The 22,704-nt window shown below is 71.9% G+C and carries 26 protein-coding genes; 4 read left to right on the forward strand and 22 right to left on the reverse strand.

The features are described from left to right. Nucleotide 1: 1 nt before the first annotated feature. A complete protein-coding gene (locus tag ACT26F_RS08455) occupies nucleotides 2-700 on the reverse strand; it encodes a VIT1/CCC1 transporter family protein (protein ID WP_471670074.1) in 699 nt (232 codons plus the stop codon). Nucleotides 701-740: 40 nt separating this feature from the next. Next, nucleotides 741-1,235, reverse strand: a complete 495-nt coding sequence (locus ACT26F_RS08460; protein WP_471670075.1) for a DUF456 domain-containing protein — start codon at nucleotides 1,233-1,235, stop codon at nucleotides 741-743. 36 nt (nucleotides 1,236-1,271) lie between these two features. Between ACT26F_RS08460 and ACT26F_RS08465 the strand changes: the two genes are divergently transcribed. Continuing rightward, nucleotides 1,272-2,297 (forward strand): Gfo/Idh/MocA family protein, encoded by a 1,026-nt coding sequence (locus ACT26F_RS08465; protein WP_471670076.1) that lies wholly within the window; start codon nucleotides 1,272-1,274, stop codon nucleotides 2,295-2,297. A 7-nt stretch (nucleotides 2,298-2,304) separates the two neighbouring features. On the opposite strand, the gene ACT26F_RS08470 is transcribed toward ACT26F_RS08465, so the two are convergent. Together ACT26F_RS08470 and ACT26F_RS08475 are read right to left on the reverse strand one after the other, a co-directional pair. Next, on the reverse strand, nucleotides 2,305-3,726 hold the full coding sequence (locus tag ACT26F_RS08470) for a phytoene desaturase family protein (RefSeq protein WP_471670077.1): 1,422 nt from the start codon (nucleotides 3,724-3,726) through the stop codon (nucleotides 2,305-2,307). Then, on the reverse strand, nucleotides 3,723-4,001 hold the full coding sequence (locus ACT26F_RS08475) for a hypothetical protein (RefSeq protein ID WP_471670078.1): 279 nt from the start codon (nucleotides 3,999-4,001) through the stop codon (nucleotides 3,723-3,725). The genes ACT26F_RS08470 and ACT26F_RS08475 overlap by 4 nt, the downstream gene beginning before the upstream one ends. A gap of 48 nt (nucleotides 4,002-4,049) precedes the next feature. On the opposite strand from ACT26F_RS08475, the gene ACT26F_RS08480 reads away from it, so the two are divergent. Next, the gene (locus ACT26F_RS08480) at nucleotides 4,050-5,744 is read left to right on the forward strand and encodes a lipase family protein (RefSeq protein WP_471670079.1); all 1,695 of its coding nucleotides are present in this window, start codon (nucleotides 4,050-4,052) and stop codon (nucleotides 5,742-5,744) included. 12 nt (nucleotides 5,745-5,756) lie between these two features. Here the strand turns inward: ACT26F_RS08480 and ACT26F_RS08485 are convergent, their stop codons facing one another. Together ACT26F_RS08485 and ACT26F_RS08490 are read right to left on the reverse strand one after the other, a co-directional pair. Next, on the reverse strand, nucleotides 5,757-7,427 hold the full coding sequence (locus ACT26F_RS08485; RefSeq protein ID WP_471670080.1) for an FAD-binding dehydrogenase: 1,671 nt from the start codon (nucleotides 7,425-7,427) through the stop codon (nucleotides 5,757-5,759). Between the two features lie 44 nt (nucleotides 7,428-7,471). Beyond that, a complete protein-coding gene (locus tag ACT26F_RS08490) occupies nucleotides 7,472-7,849 on the reverse strand; it encodes a MarR family winged helix-turn-helix transcriptional regulator (protein ID WP_471670081.1) in 378 nt (125 codons plus the stop codon). Nucleotides 7,850-8,004: 155 nt separating this feature from the next. Between ACT26F_RS08490 and ACT26F_RS08495 the strand changes: the two genes are divergently transcribed. Both ACT26F_RS08495 and ACT26F_RS08500 read left to right on the forward strand, forming a co-directional pair. Beyond that, nucleotides 8,005-9,093, forward strand: a complete 1,089-nt coding sequence (locus ACT26F_RS08495; RefSeq protein WP_471670082.1) for a substrate-binding domain-containing protein — start codon at nucleotides 8,005-8,007, stop codon at nucleotides 9,091-9,093. Nucleotides 9,094-9,118: 25 nt separating this feature from the next. Then, nucleotides 9,119-9,415, forward strand: a complete 297-nt coding sequence (locus tag ACT26F_RS08500; protein ID WP_471670083.1) for an Rdx family protein — start codon at nucleotides 9,119-9,121, stop codon at nucleotides 9,413-9,415. Here the strand turns inward: ACT26F_RS08500 and ACT26F_RS08505 are convergent. The 16 genes from ACT26F_RS08505 to ACT26F_RS08580 form a co-directional block, all read right to left on the reverse strand. Beyond that, nucleotides 9,400-10,146 carry an urease accessory protein UreD gene (locus ACT26F_RS08505; protein ID WP_471670084.1) on the reverse strand — a complete coding sequence of 249 codons (747 nt, stop codon included), beginning with the start codon at nucleotides 10,144-10,146 and terminating at the stop codon, nucleotides 9,400-9,402. The genes ACT26F_RS08500 and ACT26F_RS08505 overlap by 16 nt on opposite strands. Then, the gene (ureG, locus tag ACT26F_RS08510) at nucleotides 10,124-10,861 is read right to left on the reverse strand and encodes an urease accessory protein UreG (protein ID WP_471670085.1); all 738 of its coding nucleotides are present in this window, start codon (nucleotides 10,859-10,861) and stop codon (nucleotides 10,124-10,126) included. The genes ACT26F_RS08505 and ureG overlap by 23 nt, the downstream gene beginning before the upstream one ends. Further along, nucleotides 10,854-11,525, reverse strand: a complete 672-nt coding sequence (locus ACT26F_RS08515; protein WP_471670086.1) for an urease accessory UreF family protein — start codon at nucleotides 11,523-11,525, stop codon at nucleotides 10,854-10,856. The genes ureG and ACT26F_RS08515 overlap by 8 nt, the downstream gene beginning before the upstream one ends. A 10-nt stretch (nucleotides 11,526-11,535) precedes the next feature. Next, nucleotides 11,536-13,236 carry an urease subunit alpha gene (locus tag ACT26F_RS08520; protein ID WP_471670087.1) on the reverse strand — a complete coding sequence of 567 codons (1,701 nt, stop codon included), beginning with the start codon at nucleotides 13,234-13,236 and terminating at the stop codon, nucleotides 11,536-11,538. Then, the gene (ureB, locus tag ACT26F_RS08525) at nucleotides 13,236-13,556 is read right to left on the reverse strand and encodes an urease subunit beta (RefSeq protein ID WP_471670088.1); all 321 of its coding nucleotides are present in this window, start codon (nucleotides 13,554-13,556) and stop codon (nucleotides 13,236-13,238) included. Before ureB ends, ACT26F_RS08520 begins: the two co-directional genes overlap by 1 nt. 10 nt (nucleotides 13,557-13,566) lie before the next feature. Then, a complete protein-coding gene (locus tag ACT26F_RS08530) occupies nucleotides 13,567-13,869 on the reverse strand; it encodes an urease subunit gamma (RefSeq protein WP_471670089.1) in 303 nt (100 codons plus the stop codon). A 1-nt stretch (nucleotide 13,870) separates the two neighbouring features. Beyond that, nucleotides 13,871-14,563: an ATP-binding cassette domain-containing protein gene (locus ACT26F_RS08535; RefSeq protein WP_471670090.1), complete on the reverse strand. Its 693-nt coding sequence runs from the start codon at nucleotides 14,561-14,563 to the stop codon at nucleotides 13,871-13,873. Beyond that, nucleotides 14,556-15,359, reverse strand: coding sequence for an urea ABC transporter ATP-binding protein UrtD (gene urtD / locus ACT26F_RS08540; protein ID WP_471670091.1), 804 nt, complete (start codon nucleotides 15,357-15,359; stop codon nucleotides 14,556-14,558). The genes ACT26F_RS08535 and urtD overlap by 8 nt, the downstream gene beginning before the upstream one ends. Next, complete coding sequence (gene urtC, locus ACT26F_RS08545; protein WP_471670092.1) at nucleotides 15,356-16,468, reverse strand: urea ABC transporter permease subunit UrtC; 1,113 nt, start codon at nucleotides 16,466-16,468, stop codon at nucleotides 15,356-15,358. The genes urtD and urtC overlap by 4 nt, the downstream gene beginning before the upstream one ends. Further along, a complete protein-coding gene (gene urtB, locus ACT26F_RS08550) occupies nucleotides 16,465-17,349 on the reverse strand; it encodes an urea ABC transporter permease subunit UrtB (protein WP_471670093.1) in 885 nt (294 codons plus the stop codon). Before urtB ends, urtC begins: the two co-directional genes overlap by 4 nt. 93 nt (nucleotides 17,350-17,442) lie before the next feature. Beyond that, entirely contained in the window at nucleotides 17,443-18,714 is a 1,272-nt protein-coding gene (urtA, locus tag ACT26F_RS08555) for an urea ABC transporter substrate-binding protein (RefSeq protein ID WP_471670094.1), read from the reverse strand. A 118-nt stretch (nucleotides 18,715-18,832) separates the two neighbouring features. Beyond that, nucleotides 18,833-19,255 (reverse strand): Fur family transcriptional regulator, encoded by a 423-nt coding sequence (locus ACT26F_RS08560; protein ID WP_471670095.1) that lies wholly within the window; start codon nucleotides 19,253-19,255, stop codon nucleotides 18,833-18,835. 29 nt (nucleotides 19,256-19,284) lie between these two features. After that, nucleotides 19,285-19,575, reverse strand: a complete 291-nt coding sequence (locus tag ACT26F_RS08565) for a PDGLE domain-containing protein (RefSeq protein WP_471670096.1) — start codon at nucleotides 19,573-19,575, stop codon at nucleotides 19,285-19,287. After that, nucleotides 19,572-20,249 (reverse strand): energy-coupling factor ABC transporter permease, encoded by a 678-nt coding sequence (locus ACT26F_RS08570; protein WP_471670097.1) that lies wholly within the window; start codon nucleotides 20,247-20,249, stop codon nucleotides 19,572-19,574. The genes ACT26F_RS08565 and ACT26F_RS08570 overlap by 4 nt, the downstream gene beginning before the upstream one ends. A gap of 86 nt (nucleotides 20,250-20,335) precedes the next feature. After that, nucleotides 20,336-22,153: an ABC transporter ATP-binding protein gene (locus ACT26F_RS08575; protein WP_471670098.1), complete on the reverse strand. Its 1,818-nt coding sequence runs from the start codon at nucleotides 22,151-22,153 to the stop codon at nucleotides 20,336-20,338. Nucleotides 22,154-22,214: 61 nt separating this feature from the next. Next, entirely contained in the window at nucleotides 22,215-22,673 is a 459-nt protein-coding gene (locus ACT26F_RS08580) for a hypothetical protein (RefSeq protein ID WP_471670099.1), read from the reverse strand. Nucleotides 22,674-22,704 lie beyond the last annotated feature (31 nt).

The raw sequence follows: 22,704 nt of genomic DNA on the forward strand, positions 1-22,704 counted from the left end.
GTCAGACGACTCCGGTCGTGCCGAGCGCCGAGCCGATCGCGTAGGTCGCCACGAGCGCGAGCGCACCACCGACCACGAGACGCAGGGCGGCGCGCAGGCGGGAGCCGCCACCGATCCGGGCGGAGATCGTCCCGGTGAGGCCCAGGGCGATCAGGACCGCGACGAACGTCACCGGCACGCGCACCGCGAGGGGCGTGGCGAGCATCGCGACGAGCGGCAGCAGCCCACCGGTCGTGAACGCGATCGCGGACGAGAGGGCGGCGTGCCACGGACTGACCAGATCGTCCTGGTCGAGACCGAGCTCGACCTCGAGATGCGCCGCGAGAGCGTCGTGCTCGGTCATCTCGCGCGCCGCACGCTCGGCGGTGTCCGAGCTGATGCCGCGCTCCTGGAGCATGTCGGCCAGCTCCTCGAGCTCGCCCTCGGGATCGGAGCGCAGCTCGCGGCGCTCGGTGGCGATCATCTCGCGCTCGCTGTCGCGCTGGCTGCTCACCGAGACGTACTCGCCGAGAGCCATCGAGATCGCGCCGCCGACGAGGGCGGCGGTGCCCGCGGTGGCGATCGTGCCGGTGTCGGACGTGGCGCCGGCGACACCCACGAGCAGGGACGCGACCGACACGATGCCGTCGTTCGCCCCCAGCACGCCGGCTCGCAGCCAGTTCAGGCGCTGCGCCACGTTCTGCTGTTCCTGGATCGTCACCGATCCAGCCTAGGACGTGGCCCTGCGGGTGAGGACAGACTCAGACGTGGACGACGAGCATCGCCGAGAGCCACGTCGCGGTGGTCAGCAGCGCCGTCGCGAGCTCGACGAGGATCGAGATGCCGGTCGCCTTCATCGCATGGCCCGTCGCCCGTCGGGCAGCCTTCTCGTCACGCAGCCGCTGCAACTCCGACAGGTACGTGCCGCCGATGAAACCGACGAACAACCCGACGACGGGGATCACGAAGAAGCCGACGATGCCGAGCACGGCCCCGACGACGAGGCTGCGGCTCGGCACGCCGCGGCGCTTGAGGTAGCGGCCGGCGGCGAGGTACTTCAGGACGATCCCGGCGAGCGTCAGCAGCAGGGCCACGATCGCGGTCGTCCACCCGGTCGTGCCCCCGGTGACGATCCCCCACACGACGACCGCGCCGCCGACGACGAGCCCGCCGGGGATCACCTGCACGACCGCGCCCACGAGCCCGATGAGGATCGCCAGCGCGGTCAGCACGTCCAGCACGAGATGTCCGCTCACGTGACCACACTGTCAGGCGGGCCTACGATGCGGGTCATGACACTCCCCCAGCCCCGGACACCGGATCCCCGCGAGGCGCCGTCGTTGCGCTGGGCGGTACTCGGCACCGGCAACATCGCCGCGAAGATGACGACCGCACTGCTGGAGGGGACGGGTCAGCAGGTGGTCGCCGTCGGCTCGCGCGACCTCGGCCGGGCGCGCGCGTTCGCGGAGCGGTTCGGGATCGACCGCGCCCACGGCTCCTACGAGGACCTCGTCGCCGACGACGTCGACGCCGTCTACGTCGCGACGCCGCACTCGGAGCACCGCGAGCACGCACTGCTCGCGATCGATGCGGGCCGGCACGTGCTCGTCGAGAAGGCCTTCACCCGCAACGCCGACGAGGCGCGCGACGTCCTCGAGGCCGCCGACGACGCGGGCGTGACGTGCGTCGAGGCGATGTGGTCGCGCTTCCTGCCCGGCTACGACGTCGTCCGACAGGCCGTCGCGTCGGGCCTGCTCGGCGAGCTGCGCAGCGTCGAGGCCGACCACGGTCAGCTGCTCTACCCCGACGGCCCCGCCCGACTGGCGAGTCCCGAACTGGCCGGCGGTGCGGTGCTGGACCTGGCCGTCTACCCCCTGCACCTGGCGTCCATGCTGCTGCCGGAGATCAGCGCGGTGATCGCCGCCGGCGCCCTGACCGACCTCGGCGTCGACGAGCAGGAGGCGATCATCCTGCGCGACTCCTCGGGCGCCACCGCGACGTGCAGCGCCAGCATGTCGGCGAGCACCCCGACGGTCGCGACGATCGCGGGGACCCGCGCGAGGCTCGAGCTCGCCGGGCCGTTCTACCGGCCGACGACGATCCGGCTCGTCGACCCGGCGGGCCGAGTCCTCGACACGTGGGAGCCGCTGGCCGAGGATCCTCGCATCGGGCTGCGCTACGAGGCCGTCGAGCTGGCCAGGTGCGTCGTCTCCGGCTCGCGCGAGTCGGAGTTGCTGCCGTGGTCCGAGACGATGCGGGTCATGTCGTTGATGGACGAGGTCCGTCGCCAGCTGGGGGTCGTGCTGCCCGGCGAGTGAGGACGACTCACAGCCGCGCGAGCGCGGAGCCGGCGGCGTGGAAGCCGCACATCCCGTGGACGCCCGCTCCCGGCGGCGTCGCCGCCGAGCACAGGTAGAGTCCGTCGGCCAACCGGTACGGATCGCGGGCGACGCGCGGACGGATGAGGATCTGGCGAGGCGTGTTGGCGCCGACCCCGATGTCGCCGCCGACGTAGTTGGGGTTGTAGGCCGCCATCGCCTGCGGGCCCCGCGGCACGGACGCCACGATGCGGTCGCGGAAGCCCGGGGCGAACCGCTCGATCTGGGCCACGATCGCGTCGGTGGCGTCGCCGGTCCAGCCGTGCGGCACGTGCGCGTACGCCCACAGCGGCACGAGTCCGTGCGCGGCTCGCGAGGGGTCGGCGAGGTGCTGCTGGGCCACGAGCACGAACGGGCGCTGGGGCATCACCCCGAGCGAGGTCAGCCCCTCGTTCGCCGCGATCTCCGCCGCGGACCCGCCCAGGTGGACCGTGCCCGCGCGGCGCACGTCCGGATGCGCCCACGGCACCTCGCCGGACAGCGCGAAGTCGACCTTGAACGCCGCCGGGCCGTACCTGTAGCGCCCGAGCGACCGGCGGACCCGTCCGCTCAGGCGATCACCGGCGATCCGCACCGCCGCCGAGGGTGACGTGTCGAGCAGGACGGCGTCCGGCGCGCCGCCGACCTCCTCGGCGAGCTGCGTCAGGCTCGTGACCTCAACGCCCGTGCGCACGACTCCGCCCCGCTCGGCGAGCAGCGCGATCATCGCCGCCGAGATCGCCTGCGACCCGCCCTCGGCCACCGGCCAGCCCCCGCGGTGTCCCGCCGCCGTCAGCAGCAGGCCGACCGAGGCGCTGAGCGGTCGGTCGAGCCGGCCGAAGGCGTGTGCGGACGTTCCCGTGAACAGCGCCTTGGCCGGTTCGTCGTCCCAGCGCCGCACGAACGTCGTCGCCGGTTCGAGGGCCCGCAGACCGAAGCGGGCGAGCGCTACCGGATGGCGCGGCACGTGCGCGAGGGGTCGGAACGCGTCCTCGAGCAGCCGGTCGAAGTCACGCACGAGCGGTTCGAACAGGCGCCACCAGGCGTAGCCGTCGGCGCCGAGGCTCGCTGCGGTGCGATCCGGCTCGCGGGACAGGACGGCGGCGCGTCCGTCGTCGAGCGGATGCGCAAGGTCGATCTCGGGCCACCGCCATCGCAGGCCGTGGCGGCCGAGGTCGAGTGAGGCGAGGTACGGCGACAGCACGCCCATCGGGTGCACCGCCGAGCAGTCGTCGTGGAGGAGTCCCGGCACCGTCGTCTCCGAGGTCCGGGTGCCGCCGCCGGGGCGGTCCGCGGCCTCCAGCACCGTGACGTCGATGCCCTCCCCGGCCAGCCGGATCGCCGCGGCGAGGCCGTTGGGCCCGCTGCCGACGACGACGGCCCGGGTCATCGGGGACGACGGACGACGACGGTGCCGCGGCCCAGGTTGACGCGCACGGGGAGGTCGCCGTCCGGCGACGGGACCACGGCGACGCGCTCCTTCCGGGCATCGCGCTCGAGGGCGGCTCGATGGTTGCCCGGGTCGTAGAGCTCGGTGAAGACGCCGAACGCCTCCGCGCCGGCACCGCGCCTCATCCTCTCGGGCGTCAGCCGGCGCGTGCCCCACCACAGCGCGAGCGCGAACGTCGTCGCGGCGCCGGCGAGCGAGATCAGGACGGTGGGCACGTCCCCATCGTAGGCAGGCTCTCGGCCCGATCTCCTAGGTTGGGGGCCATGCCGTTCTCCTCCGCGACCCGGCGCGTCCTCGCCGCGGTGCTCGCCCTGGGAGCGGTCGGGGCGGGAATCGTGCTGCTCCTGCACCCGTTGTCGGCGCTCGAGCTGCTCGTGGCCGCGGTCGCGCTGGGGCTGACGGCGCTCGGCGCGCACGAGGTGTGGACGTCGCGGGCGGGACGGCAACGCGACAGGCTCGTCGGAGTCGGGCTCGTGGTGCTCGGTGTGGCCGCCGCGGTCCAGCCGGTGTGGACGACCCGGGCGCTCGTGCTCGTGCTGGCCACAGTCCTGATCGCGGAGGGCTGCGAGCGGCTGCGCCGGCCGTACCGTCCCGCGGCGCTCGCCACGGGGACGTGCCTCACGCTGCTCGGCGGCATGGCCCTGGTCTGGCCCGACCTGTCGGTGTTCGCGCTGGGCTTCCTGGCCGGACTGCGACTCGTGCTCGTCGGCCTGCGGTCGGGCGCGTTCGCCGCGGGGCTGGCCGCGCACCCCGTGCGGCCGCCGCGACGGTGGGGCACGCGAGCCCGCGCCGTGGGATTCGCCCTGGCCGTCGGGGCGACCGCCGCCGCGACGGCCCTCACCGCGTACGTCGCGGTGACGACGCCTCGACCCGACGCGTTCTACGACACCCCGGAGGTCGTGCCGGGCGAACCGGGTCTGCTCCTGCGGGCGGAGCCGTTCACCCGCAACGTCCCGGACGGCGCCCGGGCCTGGCGGATCCTCTACAGCACGACCCGCACCGACGGCGAGCCGACGGTCGCCAGCGCCCTCGTGGCCGCCCCCCGCGGCGGGGCGGCGCATCCCGTGATCGCGTGGGCGCACGGCACGACCGGATACGCCCGCCAGTGCGCACCGAGCCTGTTCGAGCGAGCGCTCGGCGTCGGCGGCACGGCGGCCTTCACGGGGGCCGTCGAGCGCGGCTGGGCCGTCGTCGCGACGGACTACGCCGGCATGGGCACCGAGGGCGTCCAGCCGTACCTCGTGGGACCCGGCGAGGCGCACTCGGTGCTCGACGCGGTCCGCGCCGCGCGCCACCTCGACGACGTCGACCTGTCGGACCAGACCGTCGCCTGGGGACACTCCCAGGGCGGCCACGCGGCGCTGTGGACCGCGATCACGCAGCAGGACTACGCGCCCGACGTGCCGTTGTCCGGGGTGGCGGCCGTCTCGCCCGTGAGCGATCCCGCGACGTTCCTGCGCGACCTGCAGACCCGACCCGTCGGCACGATCTTCGTCGCCTACGCGCTGGCCGCGTACGACGGCACGTACGACGACGTGGCGGCCGACGACCACGTGCGCGCCGTGGCCCGCGTCCCGATCGACGAGATCGGCGACCGCTGCCTGCACGCCCAGGCGTCCCGCGTCTCGCTGCAGGAGGCCCGCCTGATGGCCGACCGCTTCATCACGCGGTCACTGTTCGACGGCAACCTCGGCCGGCGGCTCAACGAGAACGCCGCGACGGGCGCGATCACGACACCGGTCCTCATCGCGCAGGGCGAGGCCGACCGGGTCGTGACCCTGCGCCTGCAGGACGAGTTCGTGCGCGAGCGCTGCGCGGACGGCCAGTCGGTGGACTACCGCACGTACCCCGGACTGGGCCACGGCGGCATCGTCGCGCAGGGCTCGCCGTTCGTCACCGAGCTGCTCGACTGGACCGCCGACCGGTTCGCCGGCGAACCGACGACCGTCACCTGCTGACCGGGCGGAACCTCAGCCCAGGTCGCGCGCGGCGGCACGTCCGGCGGCGCGGCCCGAGAACAGGCAGCCGCCCAGGAACGTGCCCTCGAGGGCGTTGTACCCGTGGACGCCTCCGCCGCCGAAGCCCGCGACCTCACCGGCGGCGTACAGGCCCGGAACGGGCTCGCCGCCGGGCGCCAGGGCGCGCGAGTCGAGATCGGTCTGGACTCCGCCGAGCGTCTTGCGGGTGAGCACGTGCAGCTTGACGCCGATGAGCGGCCCGGCCTCGGGATCGAGGATCTCGTGCGGGGCGACAGTGCGGCTGAGCCGGTCGGCGATGTGCTTGCGCGAGTTGTGGATGCCCTGCACCTGCGCGTCCTTGCTGAACGGGTTGCGCACCTGCAGGTCGCGCGCGTGCACCTGCGCTCGCACCTCGGCGGCGTCGAGCAGGGGCTCGTCGGTCAGCTCGTTCATCTTCGCCACGAGCTCCTCGATCGTGTCCGCCACCACGAAGTCGGCGCCGTGGTCGACGAACGCCTGCACGGGTCCGGGGACACCCTTGGCGAGCCGCGCCTTGATGACCTCCTTCTTGGAGCCGCTCGTGATGTCGGGGTTCTGCTCCGATCCCGACAGCGCGAACTCCTTGGCGATGAGCCGCTCGTTGAGGACGAACCACGAGTGGTCGTACTGCGCGATGTCGGGCGTAGTGCGCAGGTGGCGCAGCGTGCCGATCGTGTCGTAGCCGGGCAGGTAGGGCGCGGGCAGTCGGCGGCCGAGCGCGTCGAACCACATCGACGACGGGCCGGGCAGGATGCGGATGCCGTGGCCGGGCCAGACCGGATCCCAGTTCTGGATGCCCTCGGTGTAGTGCCACATGCGGTCGCTGTTGACGAGCCGGGCGCCGGCCTCGGAGGCCAGGCCCAGGCCGCTGCCGTCGACGTACGCGGGCACGCCCGTGACCATGTGGGCCGGCGCGGTGCCGAGCCGCTCGGGCCAGTTCTGCCGGACGAGGTCGTGGTTGGCGCCGATGCCGCCGGTCGTCACGATCACGGCCTGGGCCTCGAGCTCGAACTCGCCCACGACGTCGCGGTTCGAGGCGACGCCGCGCGCCGAGTCGTCCGGCGCGAGCAGCGTGCCGCGCACGCCGGTCACGGTGCCGTCGGTCACGACGACCTCGGCCACGCGATGGCGGTGGTGGAACGTCAGCAGGCCCGCGTCGGCGGCCTTGAGCGCGCTGTCGGCGAACGGCTTGACGATGCCCGTGCCGGTCCCCCACGCGACGTGGAAGCGCGGGACGGAGTTGCCGTGACCGCCGGCGCTCAGGTCGCCGCGCTCGGCCCAGCCGACCACGGGCGTCAGACCGATGCCGTGCTCGCGGATCCACGAGCGCTTCTCCCCGGCCGCGAACTCGACGTACGCACGGGCCCACTTGAGCGCCCACGAGTCCTCGTCGTCCACGCGGTCGAACTGGGCGCTGCCCTGCCAGTCGCTCCACGCCTGCTCGAACGAGTCCTTGACCCGCAGCCGACGCTGCTCCGGCGAGTCGACCAGGAACAGGCCACCGAACGACCACCAGGCCTGACCGCCGAGGTTCGCGGCGTTCTCCTGGTCGACGAGGGCGACCGTGCGGCCCTTCGCGGTCAGCTCGTGGGCGGCGACGAGACCGGCCAGGCCGGCTCCGACGACGATGGCGTCGTACTTCATGGTTCTCCTCGACTCGGGGTGTCGAGGGTCACGTTACCCGCGGGTCACGAGTGGACGACGGGCGCCACCACGTCGCTGCCGAGATCGGTGCGGACCTCGATCTCCTGCAGGCGCCGCGCGAGGTTCTCGCCCAGGACGGAGAGCGCGACGACGGCCCGGCGCTTGTCCTGCGGATCGATCCGCCGGATCACGAGCGCCCGCGCGACGAGATGGTCGACGTGGCGGGTCAGGGAGGCCGCCGGCAGCACCGCGAACCCGGCCAGATCGGTCATCCGCAGCCCCGACCGCTCGACCAGGGCGGCGAGCACCTGCCACTGCTCGAACGTGAGTCCCTCGTCGACCAGGACCTGGTCCACGGCACGGCGCAGCGCCTGCTCCGCGTGCTTGAGTCGCAGTGTCACGCCTTCGGGTTCGAACTCCATCACGACCTCCTCAGGATCACGATACTGCCATCTGGAAGCGTCCGAGGGACCATCCGCGCGCCCCACGTCACGTCGGTGTTAAGTCCCGTGACCGCTGCGTGAAGATGCCCGCCACGGCATGGGGCGACCGGGGTGTGCAGCCCCAGACTGGGCGAGTGGATCTCCTCGCCGCCCCGATCCCGATGCGCCAGCACGTGCGCGTCGCCTTCGTGGTGCCGCTGCAGGGACCCACCGGGATCTACGGGCCCTCGTGCCTGGCCTGCGGGGAGCTGGCGGCGGAGCAGCTCAACGCCCGCGACGGCATCGCCGGCCGCGAGGTCGAGCTGGTCATCGTGGACGGCGGTCGTCATCCGGACGTGGTGGCGGCGGACGTGGACGCGCTCGTGACCTCCGGTGCCGTCGACGCCGTCGCGGGGTGGCACATCTCGGCGGTGCGCCAGGCCATCACGCGGCGCGTCGGAGGTCGGGTCGTCTACGCCTACGCGGCGATGCACGAGGGTCGCGACGACACCCCCGGCGTCTTCATGCTCGGCGAGCGGCCGATCAACCAACTGCTTCCCGCGGCCCACTGGATGCGCGACCAGCTCGGCGTCGGCCGGTGGGCCGTCGTGGGCAACGACTACGTCTTCCCGCGGGTGACCGGGGCGACGGCCCGACTCGCCCTGCAGGGCACCGCGTCGCAGGTCGTGAGCGAGACGTACGTGCCGCTCGGCACGAGCGACTTCGCCGGCGTCCTGCAGGACCTGCGCCACGAGGACGTCGACGGCGTCGTCATGCTGCTGATGGGCCAGGACGCGGTGCACTTCAACCGACAGTTCTCGCGCCAGGGCCTGGACGACCGTCTGACCCGACTCAGTCCCGCGATCGAGGAGAACACGCTGCTCGGCGGCGGCGCCGACGCGCACCGCAACCTGTACGCCGCCGCGGCCTACTTCGACGGACTCGACACCGTCGAGAGCCACGAGCTCGGTCGGGCCTACCACCGCCGGTTCGGACCGTGGGCGCCGGCGCTCAACGCCGTCGGCGAGTCCTGCTACGAGGCGATCTGGTTCCTCGGCCGGCTCGGCCGCACGTGCGGCGGCATCGACGTCGAGGCCGTCTCGTCCTTCGGGTCCGGTGCCGTCTACGACGGCCCGCGCGGCCTCATGCGCCTCGACGGCAACCTGCTCGACCAGGACGTCTACCTCGCCAGCGTGGACGGGATGCAGTTCGAGGTCCGGGAGCAGATCGCCCGCATCCGGTGATCGTGGAACCTGAGATGATCAGGCCGTGAGCGCGCCCGCATCGCCCGTCGTCGCCATCCGCTACTGCACGCAGTGCAAGTGGCAGCTGCGCGCCCAGTGGTACCAGGGCGAGCTGCTGCAGACGTTCGGAGACCTGCTCGGCGGCGTGATGCTCGTGCCGTCGAGCGGTGGCATGTTCCGGGTGGACGTCCAGCAGGGCGAGACCACGACGGCGCTGTGGAACCGCAAGACCGACGGCGGCTTCCCCGAGATCGTCGAGCTCAAGCGCCGGGTGCGCGACGTCGTGGCCCCCGACCTGTCGCTGGGTCACGCGGACGCCTGACGGGCGGCGAGCCACGCGGGCGCCGGCACCGCGAGGTGGGCGTCGTCGACGAGGCTCCGCACGACCGTTCCCTCGGCCTCGAGGTCGAGCCGGGTGCCGGGCAGGCCGTCGGGCAGTCGTGCGCCGAGCATCGTGACCGTGCCCATGACACGCGCTCCGAGCAGCAGCGGACTCGACGACGGGCCGACGGACAGCGTCTCGGCGAGCACCGGCAGACCCCGGGGGCCCTCGGCCGTGAACTCCTGACGCAGTGAACCGGGGCGCTCGCCGTGGCGACCCAGCACGAGGACCTCACGCAGGGCCACCCGGGCGCCCCATCCCAGCCGCACCCGGGTGCGGCGCGTGACGCGGGCTCCCTCGGACACGACGAACGCCTCCCCCGCCCACACGAGCGATGCAGCGGTCTCCACCTCGACGTCCACGTCCCACGAGGCGCTGCCACCGGCCATCGCGTAAGCGACGGTCCCCGCGGGCTCGACGAGCTCGAGCCGCGCACCGGCGCCGACGGAGACCTCGATCGTGACGGCGTCTCCGGCGAGCAGCAGGGCCCCCTCGGGCACGAGCGAGACCCGGGCACCGGCCTCGTCCGAGGACAGCAGCATCGGCCGCACGAGGGGGCGGTCGGGCGGCCCCTCACAGCCCAGGCGCACCTCGCAGCGTCCCCCGCCGGACGGGCGGACCACCTCGACGCGGGTCAGGCTGGTCCGCTCACGCGTGGACGTGACCGTCATGGGCACCCTCGTGCGTGTGCACGACCCCCGTGGCGTGCACGTGCGGCGCCATCGGACCGGGATCGGACGGGACGAGCAGGCCGGCCCGGTGGGTCCGGATCTGCGACAGCAGCCACGCGACCAGCGTGCCGACGGAGTCCTCGTCCTGCCGCGAGAGCGCGATGACGGGCCGCCCGTCGCGGACCGCCGTCGCGTCGGCGACCATCTGGTCGGCGTCGACGCCCACGTACGGCGCGAGGTCCGTCTTGTTGACTACCAGCAGGTCGGCTCGGGTGATGCCCGGACCACCCTTGCGCGCGACGTCCCCGCCTCCGGCGACGTCGATCAGGAAGACCTGCGTGTCGACGAGCGCGGGCGAGAACGTCGCCGTCAGGTTGTCGCCCCCGGACTCGACGAGGACGAGGTCGAGCGGCGAGAAGTCCTCCTCGAGCTCCTCCACCGCGAGCAGGTTCGCGGTGATGTCGTCCCTGATGGCGGTGTGCGGGCAGGCCCCCGTCTCGACGGCGCGGATCCGCTCGGGTTCGAGCACTCCGGCCGAGCGCAGGAACCGGGCGTCCTCGTCGGTGTAGATGTCGTTGGTGACCACGCCGATCTGCACGAGATCGGCCAGCTGGGAGCACACGAGCGCGATGAGCGAGCTCTTGCCCGTGCCGACGGGTCCGCAGATCCCGACGCGCAGGGCCCGCGCGGGCGCCTTGGCAGGTGAATCAGGCACTGAACAGCCTCCTCGTGGTGGCGGCGTGGGCCTGTGCCCACGCCTCGATCCGGGGTGCCCCGGCGGCGGGGATGCCGACCGGGGTGGTCACGGTGGCGACCTCGGCCGCGAGCCGGTCGACGGCGGGCAGCGCCGACAGGACCCAGCCGGCGACGTCGGCGGGATCGAGCGGCAGCAGCTTGAGTGCCGCCGCCGCCACGGTCTGGACGTCGTCGTACCCGACCAGCCCGGCCAGCGCCCGGGCGTCGAGCCCGCCGGCCGCCGCCGCAGCAGCGAGGACGACGGCACGCGGCGCCCCCCGCTCCAGTGACGCGATGCCCGGGTCGTCGGGCCACAACCGGGAGACGAGTCGCAGCAGCGCCCGGCCCATCCGGCGGGACGTCGCCCGCATCGCCTCGCTCGGCGTCCGTGCACCCCACGCCAGCTCGACCTCGTCGAGCGACCCGCCGTGGTGCAGGCGGTGCAGCGCGACGACCGCCGTCGCGGCCTCGACCCGGGTGACCGTGGCGAGCCGCAGCGCGATGAAGTCGGGCACGTCGGCGGCGGCGAGGCCGGACTCGACGGCCGGTTCCAGCTGCGCCGACTGGGTGTGCCCCGCCGTGGGCAGCCGGGCATCGGCGAGCAGCATGAGCAGCAGGTCCGGGGAGGCGGTGGGCGCGGTCATCGTCCGGTGCTCAGAACATCGAGTAGAGCTGGGCCAGCGGAAGGGACTCCGCGGGGGCGGGCTGGACGAGTTCGCCGTCGACGTGGATCGCGAACGTCTCGGGGTCGACCTGGATCCTGGGCAGCGCATCGTTGTTGACCATCTGCGCCTTGCCGACATCACGCGTCGGCTTGAGACCCACGAGCCGGCGGCGCAGGCCCAGCTCGTCGGCGAGCCCCGCCTCCAGCGCGGACGGCGCGACGAACGTGACGGCGTGGTCGGCTCCCCCGTGCGCCGGGTCGACGAGGGTCGGCCGCATGAGCTGCGGCTGGGGCGTCGGGATCGACGCGTTCGGATCCCCCAGCGCTCCCCACACCAGCGCCCCGCCCTTGATGACGACCTCGGGCCGGAAGCCGAAGAACCGGGGATCCCACAGCACGAGGTCGGCCAGCTTGCCGGGCTCGACCGAGCCGATCTCGTCCTCGAGGCCGTGGGCGATCGCGGGGTTGATCGTGTACTTCGCGACGTACCGCCTCGCCCGCACGTTGTCGGCCCGGCCACCGAGCGAGCCGTACCGGGCCTTCATGACGTGTGCGACCTGCCATGTACGGGTGACGACCTCGCCGATCCGACCCATCGCCTGCGCATCGGAGGACGTGATCGAGAGGGCGCCGAGGTCGTGCAGGAGGTCCTCCGCCGCGATCGTCGTGGCGCGGATCCGCGACTCCGCGAACGCGAGGTCCTCGGGGACGCGCGGGTTCAGGTGGTGGCAGACCATCAGCATGTCGAGATGCTCGGCGACCGTGTTGACCGTGTGCGGCAGCGTCGGGTTCGTCGATCCGGGGATGACGTGGGGCAGCGACGCGATCGTCAGGATGTCGGGGGCGTGGCCACCGCCGGCACCCTCGGCGTGGAACGCGTGGATCGATCGCCCCCCGATCGCGCCGACGGTCGACTCGAGGTACCCGGCCTCGTTGAGCGAGTCCGAGTGCAGCGCCACCTGCAGTCCGTGCTCGTCGGCGGCCCGCAGCGAGGCGTCGATCGCCGCCGGCGTCGAGCCCCAGTCCTCGTGCACCTTGTAGCCGCCGGCGCCCGCGAGGGCCTGCTCCGCGAGGGCCTCGGCCGACACCGTGTTGCCCTTGCCCATGAGCAGCACGTTGAGCGGCAGCGAGTCCAGCGCCCGGTGGACGGTGCGCAGGTGCCAGGCGCCCGGGGTCACGGTCGTGGCCTTCGAGCCCTCTGACGGACCGGTCCCCCCTCCGCCGACCGTCGTGACTCCCGTCGACAGCGCCTCGACGAGCTGGGACCGCGACAGGAAGTGCACGTGGACGTCGATCGCGCCGGCGGTCAGGATCCGTCCCTCACCGGAGATCACGTCCGTCGACGGACCGATCACGAGATCGGGATGCACGCCGTCGGCGATGTCGGGGTTGCCCGCCCGACCGAGCGCGACGATGCGGCCGTCGCGGATCCCCACGTCCGCGCGCACGATCCCCCAGTGGTCGAGCACGATCGCGTTCGTGATGACGGTGTCCGGGGCCCCCGCCGCCCGGGTCAGCGTGGACTGCGCCATCGACTCGCGGATCGACTTGCCGCCGCCGAAGACGGCCTCCTCCCCACCGAAGGTCAGGTCCTGCTCGACCTCGATCCACAGGTCGGTGTCCCCCAGCCGCACCTGGTCGCCGACGGTCGGGCCGTAGAGCGCGGCGTAGTCCGCGCGCGAGATCCGCATCAGGGCCGCCGCACCCGGATGCCGGGCACCTCGCGGCGTCCCGCCAGGGCCACGAGGTCGACCTCGCGCGAGGCGCCCGGCTCGAACCGACGCGACGTGCCCGCCGGGATGTCGAGCCGGAAGCCCGACGCCGCCTCACGGTCGAACTCCAGCGCCGCGTTCACGTCGGCGAGGTGGATGTGCGACCCGATCTGCACGGGCCGATCACCGGTGTTGAGCACGACGAGGGTGCGGCGCTGGTCCGGTGTGCGATCGGCGTTGATCTCCAACATCCCCTCGGCCACCCGGACGGCCCCCGGACCTCGTGTCGACGAACCCATGACGGCCTCCTCAGGCGATCGGCTGGTGGATGGTGACGAGCTTGCGCCCGTCGGGAAAGGTCGCCTCGACCTGCACCTCGGTGAGCAGGTCGACGACGTCGGCCATGACCTGGTCACGACTCAGCACCGCCCGGCCCGCGACCATGAGCTCGGGCACGCCGACCCCGTCGCGGGCGCGCTCGATGACCCACGTCGCGAGCAGGGCGATCGCCTCCGGATGGTTGAGCCGCACACCACGGGCCAACCGGTCGCGCGCGACCATGCCCGCAACCGACAACAACAACTTCTCGGTGTCGCCCGGGGTCAGGTGCATGTCAGACCGCCATCGCCGCGCGCACCGCGTCGACCGCACCGGCGCCGCCGGCCCCGCTCGACGTGATCCGACCGGACTCGAGCACGAAGTAGTGACTGGTGGCCCGCAACGCGAACCCGACGTGCTGCTCGACCAGCAGGACGCTGAGGTCGCCGCGCTGCGTGAGCGAGGTGATGAAGTGCTCGATCTCGGCGACGACGTTCGGCTGGATGCCCTCCGTCGGCTCGTCGAGGATCAGCATGCGCGGCTCGGTGATGAGGGTGCGTGCGATCGCCAGTTGCTGGCGCTGACCGCCCGAGAGCAGCCCCGCCCGCCTGGTGAGCAGTTCCTTGAGCGCCGGGAAGGTGTCGAGCGACTCGGCGATCAGCTCCGGACCCCGCTTGCGGCCGTCCGCGACGAGTTGGAGGTTCTCGAGCGTGGTCATCTGGCCGAACGAGATCTGGCCCTGCGGCACGTAGCCGAGTCCTCGACTGACGCGTTGGTTCGGCTTGAGTCTCGTCACGTCCTCACCGTCGAGGAGGATCTGACCGTTCTTGGCCGGCAGGAGGCCGACGGCCGCCCGCAGCAGCGTGGTCTTGCCGGCACCGTTGTGGCCCATGACCGCCACGGCACTGCCCTTCGGCACCGCGAGGTCGACGTGGTGGACCACGCTGACCCGGCCGTAGCCGACACTGACTCCCTTGAGCTCAAGCATCCGCCGCACCCTTCTGACCCACGACTTCCTCGACCACGGCGATGTCGGCCGCGGTCCCGAGGTAGACCTCCTGGACCCTGGGGTCGGCCTGCACCTGCTCCATCGTCCCGGCGGTGAGCACCTGACCGGAGTGCATGACGGTGACCCAGTCGGCGTACCGCCGCACGAACTCCATGTCGTGCTCGATGACGATGATCGTGCGGTCGCGACCGATGCGCCGCAGCAGCTCGCCGGTCTCGTCACGCTCCTCGACGCTCATGCCCGCGACGGTCTCGTCGAGGAACATCACCCTGGCGTCCTGGACCAGCAGCATGCCGATCTCCAGCCACTGCTTCTGACCGTGCGCGAGCATGCCCGCGGGCTTGTCGCGCAGATCGCCCAGGCCGATCGCGTCGAGGGCGTCCGCGACGTAGGACGGCGTGCCGCGTCGCGCGAACCCCATCCGCCACGCCTTGCGGTGGACACCGCCGGCGATGTCGAGGTTCTGCAGCACCGAGAGCTCCTCGAACACCGTCGCGGTCTGGAACGTGCGACCGACGCCGGCGCGCACGATCTGGTGCGACTTGAGCGACAGCAGGTCCACGCCGCCGAACGTCGCCGTGCCCGACCCCCTCACCAGACCGGTGATCGCATCGACCAGCGTGGTCTTGCCCGCGCCGTTGGGACCGATCAGGAAGTGCAGCTGGCCCTGGAGCAGCATGAGGTCGACGCCCTTGACGGCCTTGAACCCGTCGAAGTCGACCGTCAGGTCCTCGATGACGAGCTTGCCCTGCTCGAGGGTGTCCGGCTCGCTCATGCGGTCACCACCTCGACCGGCTCCGCGGCGCGCACCCGACGGCCCTGGCGCATCCCACCGAGCTTCGTGAACAGCGAGGCGAGTCCGCCCGGCAGGAAGAGCATCACGAGGATGAACAGCCCGCCCTGGATGTACGTCCACTGGTCCGGGAAGTTCTCGGACAGGCTCGTGCGGCCGTAGCCGATCGCGATCGCCCCGAGCGCCGGACCGAACAGCGATGCGCGACCGCCGAGCGCGACCCCCGAGATGAACATGATCGAGGCGGCCGCCCCGACCTCCTTGGGCGAGATGATGCCGGCGAACGGGACGAACATCGCGCCGCCGATCGACGCCATGACCGCGGCGATCATGAACGCCACGAGCTTGATGTTCGCCGGGTCGTGACCGAGGAAGCGGACGCGCTCCTCGGCGTCGCGGGTGGCCAGGAGCAGCTCGCCGAAACGACTGCGGTAGAGCTGCCAGACGACCACGAGGCACGCGAGCAGCAGACCCGCCGCGATCGAGTAGATCATCACCTTGTTGGCCGGCTCGTCGAGCGGGTAGCCGAAGAACGTCGTGAATCCGCTCAGTCCCGTGTCGCCGCCGGAGACCTTGATGGTCGTGCTGAGCAGCGCGGCCAGCGCGACGGCGAGCGCCTGGGTGAGGATCGCGAAGTAGGCGCCCTTGACCCGGCGCTTGAACAGGGCGAAGCCCAGAATCGCGGACACGATGATCGGGGCGATCACGATGGCCAGCACCGTGAACGCGCCGCTGCGGAAGGGCGCCCACCACGCCGGCAGCGGTGCCGTGGGGTCGTACAGGATCATGAAGGAGGGGATCCCGTCCGGCCCGACGGACTCCAGGCTCAGGTGCATCGCCATGGCATAGGCCCCGAGCGCGAAGAACACTCCCTGCCCCATGACGAGCATGCCGCCGCGGCCCCACGCCAGGCCGATGCCGACGGCGACGATCGCCCAGCAGAGGTACTTGCCGAGGAAGCCCAGACGGGTCTGGGTCAGGACGGCCGGAGCGACCGCGAGCAGGACCACCGCGAGCACCGCGATGACCAGCAGCGGTCCCCACGACCGGAGCCAGCCGGCCCTGGCCTGCGGCGATGACGATGCACTCATGTCAGACCTCGTGTTCTCACGGTGAACAGACCTTGGGGCTTGACCTGCAGGAAGACGACGACGAGCGCGAACGTGATGACCTGCGCGAGGCTGCCGGTCGTCCAGTCGGCGAGGAACGCCGTGGTGATGCCGACCGCGAGCGCGGCGATGACGGTGCCCTTGAGCTGGCCGAGTCCTCCGGCGACGACCACGAGGAAGGCCGCGATGATGTACTTCGTGCCCATCGTGGCGTTGGTGCCGCCGATGAGGGAGGCGGCGACGCCACCGACACCGGCCAGTCCCGAGCCGATGAAGAACGTCAGCCGATCGACCCGCCGGGTCGACACCCCGAGCGTCTCGGCGAGATCGCGGCTCTGCACCGTTCCGCGGATCCGGCGGCCGAGTGGGGTGAACTTGAGCACCGCTCCCAGACCTGCGACGCAGATCGCCGCGAGCACGATCGTGAACAGCTGGCGCTGGGGCCAGTCGTAGCCCAGCACCGGGATCTGGCCGTCGAGCCACGAGGGCTTCTCGACCGGGACGCCCTGGCTCGGGAAGATCTGCACGGCGGCCTGCTGCAGGATCAGGGCCACCCCGACCGTGGCCAGCAGCGTGTCGAGGGGCCGGTGGTACATCCACTGGATGACCGTCACCTCGAGCACGATGCCCATCAGGCCGGCCACGACGAAGGCGACCGGGAGCGCCACCAGGATCGACACGTCGACGTTCGAGATGGCCTGCTGGGTGAGGTAGGCGGTGAAGGCCCCCGCCATGAGGAACTCGCCGTGCGCCATGTTGATGACGCCCATCTGGCCGAACGTGAGCGCCAGGCCGAGTGCGGCGATGAGCAGCAGAGCTCCGTCTGCCGTGCCGTTGAGCAACGGCGGGATCAGCGAGTCCAAGGTTCCGGATCCTCTCGAGGGGTGGTCGGGTGCTGCGGTGGCAGGGGGTCGCGTGCCGCGTGGCACGCGACCCCACTGCCGCGGCGTCGCGGATCAGCCCGCGGCGTCCACCAACGCCTTGCGGACGTCCTCGGGGAACCAGTCGTACTGCTCCAGGTACGGATCGGGCTCGATGAACCCGTCGGAGGACCAGACGACGTCGAACTGGTTGTCGTCGTTGATCCGCCCGATGTGACCCGGCTTGGAGATGTGGTGGTTCTCCCCGTCGAGCTCCACCGTGCCGAGCGGCCCGTCGACGCTGATGCCACCGTCCTCGGCCGCGTCGTTGACGTCGTCGACCTCGAACGAGCCCGCCTTCTCGACCAGCGCCTTGTAGAGGTACAGCGAGTCGTACGCGGCCTCCATCGGGTCGGAGGTCACCCCGCTGCTGTTCGGGTAGGCCTTCCACGCCTTGATGAACGCCGGGTTGTTCGGGGTGTCCAGGGACTGGAAGTAGTTCCACGAGGCGTACTGGCCGGTGACCGAGTGGCCCATGGCCGGCGCCTCCTCCTCGGCGATCGAGACCGAGATGATCGGCGTCGTGTCCGCGCTCAGTCCGGCGTCGTAGTACGCCTTGACGAAGCCGACGTTCGACGAGCCGTTGATCGTGTTGAAGATGAAGTCCGGCTTGGCGTCGACGATCTTGGCGACCTGCGTGGTCCAGTCGTCCTTGTCGAGAGGCACGTACTCCTCACCGACGATCTCGATGCCCAGCTCCTCGGCGTAGAGCTTGATGATCGCGTTGGCCGTGCGCGGGAACACGTAGTCCGAGCCGGCCAGGAACAGCGTCTTCACGCCCTGCTCCTTGAGGAAGTCCATGGCCGGGATGATCTGCTGGTTCGTCGTGGCGCCGGTGTAGTAGATGTTCGGCGACGACTCCAGGCCCTCGTACTGGACCGGATAGAAGAACAGTCCGTTGTGCTCCTCGACGACGGGCTTGACGGCCTTGCGCGACGAGGAGGTCCAACCGCCGAAGATCGCCGCGACGCAGTCCTCCGTGAGCAGCTTCTCGGTCTTCTCCGCGAAGGTCGGCCAGTCGGTGGCGCCGTCCTCCTGGATGTACTCGATCTTCTTGCCCAGGATGCCGCCGTCGGCGTTGATCTCGTCGGCGGCCATGTGCAGGACGTTGGACACCGTCTTCTCCGAGATCGCCATCCCTCCCGTCAGCGAGTTGAGGAAGCCGAGCTTCACGGTGTCCCCCGACGTGTCGATGCACGATTCGGCCGCGGCGGATGCGCCGTCGGAGTCCTTCGTGCCGCACCCGGTCAGGACGAGCGCAGCGAGCGTGGCCGCTGCGGTGCTCGTGACGAGCTTGCGTGTTTTCACCACTGGAATCCCTTTCGGTCTGATCCCCCATCGGCGCACCCTGCGCCGCCGAGTGGGCCCACGGTAGAAAGGTGAGATTTCGAGTTACTTCCATCTGGTATTACCGACGTGTAAACGCTCAGTGACCCTCGTCACAGCACGCCAGGCACTCCCCGGCGAGCGGGAAGTGGGCGAAGGACGGTCGGATCCCGACCGTCGCGGCGATCTGCTGGCGCAGGATGCGCAGCGCCTCGGGGCCGATCGCCACGACCTTCCCGCAGCGCTCGCAGTAGCCGAACTCGCCCTCGCTCCGGCCGGCGAGTGCGTAGCGCCCGGGGCCGTGACCGAGGTGGACGTGGCGCACGAGACCCACGGCGCCGAGCCGCTCGAGATTGCGGTACGTCGCGGGCACGTCCAGCGCGGGCACGACCGACCGGGCGATCTCCTCGGCCGATACCGGCGTCTCGCTGGCGAACAGCACCTCGAGGATCGCCCGGCGCGCGACGGACACCCGACCGCCGCCCTCACGGAGCACGGCACAGGCCTCGTCGACGTCCGCCACGGCCCGCCCTGGCCGCGCCGACGCCGCGGTCACGCGTCGCCGGGACGACGCCGCGTCACGACGGCCACGAGCGCGAAGGTCAGGGCACACCCGATCACGCCGGCGAGACCTCCGGACAGCCCGGCACCGTCGACGCCCGCCACCGCGTAGCCCGCCAGCGGCGAACCCGCGGTGAGGCTCTCGCGTGCCGTGTGCAGGAAGCCGTGCTGACCGGCGACGAACTCCAGACCGTCGGGATGACTCGAGGCGAACCGGCTGACCACGCCGGCGAGGACCAGGCACACAGCCAGGGCCGACCAGCGGAACGCTCGCGAGCTCATGCCGCCACCGTGCGCCGCGACGGTCGCAGTTCGCGCAGGCCGAAGACCAGGTCGGGCCGCACCCAGACCACGGCGCCGACGACGACGAGCGTGATGGCGGCCTCGCCCAGTCCGATGAGGCCGTGCCAGCCGATCATCGCCACGGCGACGTCGACCAGCGGGACGTCGGCCCGGCCGCCGACGGCGTAGAGGGCGGTGAAGGCCAGCGCGGCCAGGGGCACCGAGACGAGCGCGCCGACGGACGCCGCGACCGGGACGGAGGCCGCGCGCCGGGGCATCGCGCGCAGGGCGACGCGGAAGACCGCCCATCCCGCGAGGACGCCGACGAGCGCCATGAGCGTCACGTTGGTGCCCAGCGCCGTCACCCCGCCGTCGGCGAAGAACAGCGCCTGGACCGCGAGAACACCGCTCAGGCACAGCACGGCCGTGGCCGGCCCGACGAGCACGGCCGCGAGCGCGCCGCCGAGCAGGTGGCCACTCGTGCCGCTGCCGACCGAGAAGTTCAGCATCTGCGCGGCGAAGACGAACGTGGCGACGAGCGCGGACCACGGCACCGAGGTGTCCCGCGGCGTCTCGCGCCCGGCCCTACGGGCGGCGACGACGATTCCGGCGATCGCGACGGCCGCCGTCGCGGCACTCGTGCTCGGATCGAGGTAGTGGTCGGGAACGTGCATGGCATCCTCCGCAACTCGGACCGCCCCACGCGGGGCCGATGCGCACGACGCTACGGCGAGTCGGTTGCAGCAACCGGCCTTGCTCGTTACGAATTCATTTCATCTGGAAGCGTTTGGGCGTCGCCCGTCTGCACGCGCCACAGCGCGGCGTAGGCGCCACCGGCCGCGACGAGCTCGTCGTGCGTTCCCGCCTCGACCACGCGACCGGCGTCGAGGACCCAGATGCGATGGGCGTGACGGACCGTGGAGAGCCGGTGGGCGACCATGATCGCCGTGCGGTCGCGGGTCGCCGTGGACAGCGACTGCTGGATCGCGGCCTCGGTCTCGTTGTCGACCGCGCTCGTGGCCTCGTCGAGGATCAGCAGCGCGGGATCGCGCAGCAGCGCCCGGGCCAGGGCGAGCCGCTGACGCTGGCCGCCGGACAGGGTGACGCCGCGCTCGCCGACCCACGTCTCGTAGCCGTCGGGCAGGGCGTCGATGAAGTCGTCCGCCGCGGCGAGCCTCGCCGCCTCACGGACCGCCTCGGCGTCGGCACCGGGCCGTCCGTAGGCGATGTTCTCGGCGATCGACCCGGCGAACAGGAAGACGTCCTGCGACACGTAGCCGATCGAGCCGCGCAGCGACTCCCACTCGAGGTCGCGCAGGTCGCGGCCGTCGAGCGTGACGTGACCCGAGCGCGGGTCGTCGAACCGCAGCATGAGGCGCAGCAGGGAGGACTTGCCCGCGCCCGTCGGCCCGACGATCGCGTGGGTCTGACCGGCGGGGACCACGAGGTCGATGTCGTGCAGGACGTCCGGACCGTCGGCGTAGCCCGCGCGCACGCCGTGCAGCTCGAGCCGTCCCGCGACCGGCGTCGGCAGGGCCTGCGTGCCGGCCGGGACCGTGATCGGCTCGTCGAGCAGGGCCAGGATGCGCGCCGTGGACGCCCGCCCGCGCTGGTAGAGGTCGAGCATCTCCGCGATGTCGGTCAGCGGCCACAGCAGACGCTGCGTCATGAACACCAGGACCGAGTACAGACCGACCTCGAGGGTGCCGTTGAGGGTGGCCCAGCCGCCGAACAGCAACGTGCACGTGAAGCCCGCGAGGATCGCCATCCGCACGATCGGCACGAAGGCCGCGGACTGGCGGATCGCGTCGACGTTGGCCGTGCGGTAGGCGTCCGAGGCCTGCTCGACCCGCTCGCGCTCGCGATCCTCCCCGGTGAACGCCTTGATCGTCGTGATGCCGCCGAGGTTCGCGCCGAGCAGGCCCGAGAGGTCGGCCACCTTCTCGCGCACGTTCACGTAGAGCGGCTCGAGGCGGCGCTGGAACCAGAACGATCCGATGACGATGAGCGGGATCGGCAGGAACGCCACGAGCAGCAGCTGCCACGACGCCACCGCGAACACCGCACCGACGAGCAGGACGTTGAGCACGGTCTGCAGGATCGCGGGAGCGCCGATGTCGAGGAACCGCTCGAGCTGGTTGACGTCGTCGTTGATCGTGGCGAGCGTCGCGCCCTGCGGGCGGCCCTCGTGCCAGTGCACGTCGAGCCGCTGCGCATGGTCGTACGCCTCGACGCGCAGCTCGTGCTCGATCGACTGCGCCAGCCCACGCCACGCGACGGCGGCCAGGTACTCGGACGCCGACTCGACCACCCACACCACGACGTTGATCGCGGCGAGCCAGACCAGCTGCGCGTACCGGGACTCGACGTCGAGCACGCTCGCGACGAACGACGCGTCACCGCGGACGACGACGTCGACGGCGGCACCGATGAGCAGCTCGGGGACGACGTCGGCGACCTTGTTGATCGTCGAGAGCACGACGGCCCACACGAGGCGGGCGCGGTACCGGTTGTAGCGGTTCCACAGCTCGCGCAGCGGGGAGTCGTCGCGGATCCGGGCGGTCGTGGGCGCGGCCATGCCAGGCTCCTTCGATGAGGTGGGAGGGCCCACGAAGTTAGGTGAACCTCACACGACGCTATCAGCGCAGCACGATGACGCCGTCACCGACGCCGATCGTGACCTCGCGGGAGCCCCACACCGCATCCGGCGGTCGCACGATGACCCGGGCTCGCGTCGGCGAGAGCCGGTCGACCATGCACCAGCCCCGACCGGCGAGCTCGAGCGCGAGCCGCGGCTCCGGGTCGTCCGCGGGCACCTCGGGCAACGGGAACGGCGCACGCACGACGAGTGCGTCGAGACTCGGCAGCTCGACGTCGACGAGGATCCGCGCGACGGGAGCATCAAAGTCGACTGCGCGCGGTCCGGCGACGAACTCCGGTCCGTCCGATCCGGTACGCGGGAGGGCTCGGGGGCGCTGGCCCGACCCCACCCGGACGGCGTGCACGGCGACCTGCGCGGGCTCGTGGTGGCTCGTCGCGACCTGGGTGTCCATGACTGCGACGAGCGGCGGGGCGACGAGCCGATACGTCCTACCCACGCGAGAGGTCCCGCGCGAGTAGCGTTCCGCC

The sequence above is a fragment of the Aeromicrobium sp. SP1 genome, assembly GCF_055663785.1.

What these genes read in the sequence shown, in the direction of transcription:
- ACT26F_RS08530 (WP_471670089.1), bottom strand. Translation starts at nt 13,869, where the DNA reads ATGCACCTGACCCCGGGCGACACCGAGAAGTTGTTGTTGTCGGTTGCG.
- urtC (WP_471670092.1), bottom strand. Translation starts at nt 16,468, where the DNA reads ATGAGTGCATCGTCATCGCCGCAGGCCAGGGCCGGCTGGCTCCGGTCG.
- ACT26F_RS08490 (WP_471670081.1), bottom strand. Translation starts at nt 7,849, where the DNA reads ATGGAGTTCGAACCCGAAGGCGTGACACTGCGACTCAAGCACGCGGAG.
- ACT26F_RS08485 (WP_471670080.1), bottom strand. Translation starts at nt 7,427, where the DNA reads ATGAAGTACGACGCCATCGTCGTCGGAGCCGGCCTGGCCGGTCTCGTC.
- ACT26F_RS08505 (WP_471670084.1), bottom strand. Translation starts at nt 10,146, where the DNA reads ATGACGGTCACGTCCACGCGTGAGCGGACCAGCCTGACCCGCGTCGAG.
- ureB (WP_471670088.1), bottom strand. Translation starts at nt 13,556, where the DNA reads ATGGGTTCGTCGACACGAGGTCCGGGGGCCGTCCGGGTGGCCGAGGGG.
- ACT26F_RS08575 (WP_471670098.1), bottom strand. Translation starts at nt 22,153, where the DNA reads ATGGCCGCGCCCACGACCGCCCGGATCCGCGACGACTCCCCGCTGCGC.
- ACT26F_RS08470 (WP_471670077.1), bottom strand. Translation starts at nt 3,726, where the DNA reads ATGACCCGGGCCGTCGTCGTCGGCAGCGGGCCCAACGGCCTCGCCGCG.
- ACT26F_RS08480 (WP_471670079.1), top strand. Translation starts at nt 4,050, where the DNA reads ATGCCGTTCTCCTCCGCGACCCGGCGCGTCCTCGCCGCGGTGCTCGCC.
- ACT26F_RS08565 (WP_471670096.1), bottom strand. Translation starts at nt 19,575, where the DNA reads ATGAGCTCGCGAGCGTTCCGCTGGTCGGCCCTGGCTGTGTGCCTGGTC.
- ACT26F_RS08515 (WP_471670086.1), bottom strand. Translation starts at nt 11,525, where the DNA reads ATGACCGCGCCCACCGCCTCCCCGGACCTGCTGCTCATGCTGCTCGCC.
- urtD (WP_471670091.1), bottom strand. Translation starts at nt 15,359, where the DNA reads ATGAGCGAGCCGGACACCCTCGAGCAGGGCAAGCTCGTCATCGAGGAC.
- ACT26F_RS08520 (WP_471670087.1), bottom strand. Translation starts at nt 13,236, where the DNA reads ATGCGGATCTCGCGCGCGGACTACGCCGCGCTCTACGGCCCGACCGTC.
- ACT26F_RS08465 (WP_471670076.1), top strand. Translation starts at nt 1,272, where the DNA reads ATGACACTCCCCCAGCCCCGGACACCGGATCCCCGCGAGGCGCCGTCG.
- ACT26F_RS08535 (WP_471670090.1), bottom strand. Translation starts at nt 14,563, where the DNA reads ATGCTTGAGCTCAAGGGAGTCAGTGTCGGCTACGGCCGGGTCAGCGTG.
- ACT26F_RS08570 (WP_471670097.1), bottom strand. Translation starts at nt 20,249, where the DNA reads ATGCACGTTCCCGACCACTACCTCGATCCGAGCACGAGTGCCGCGACG.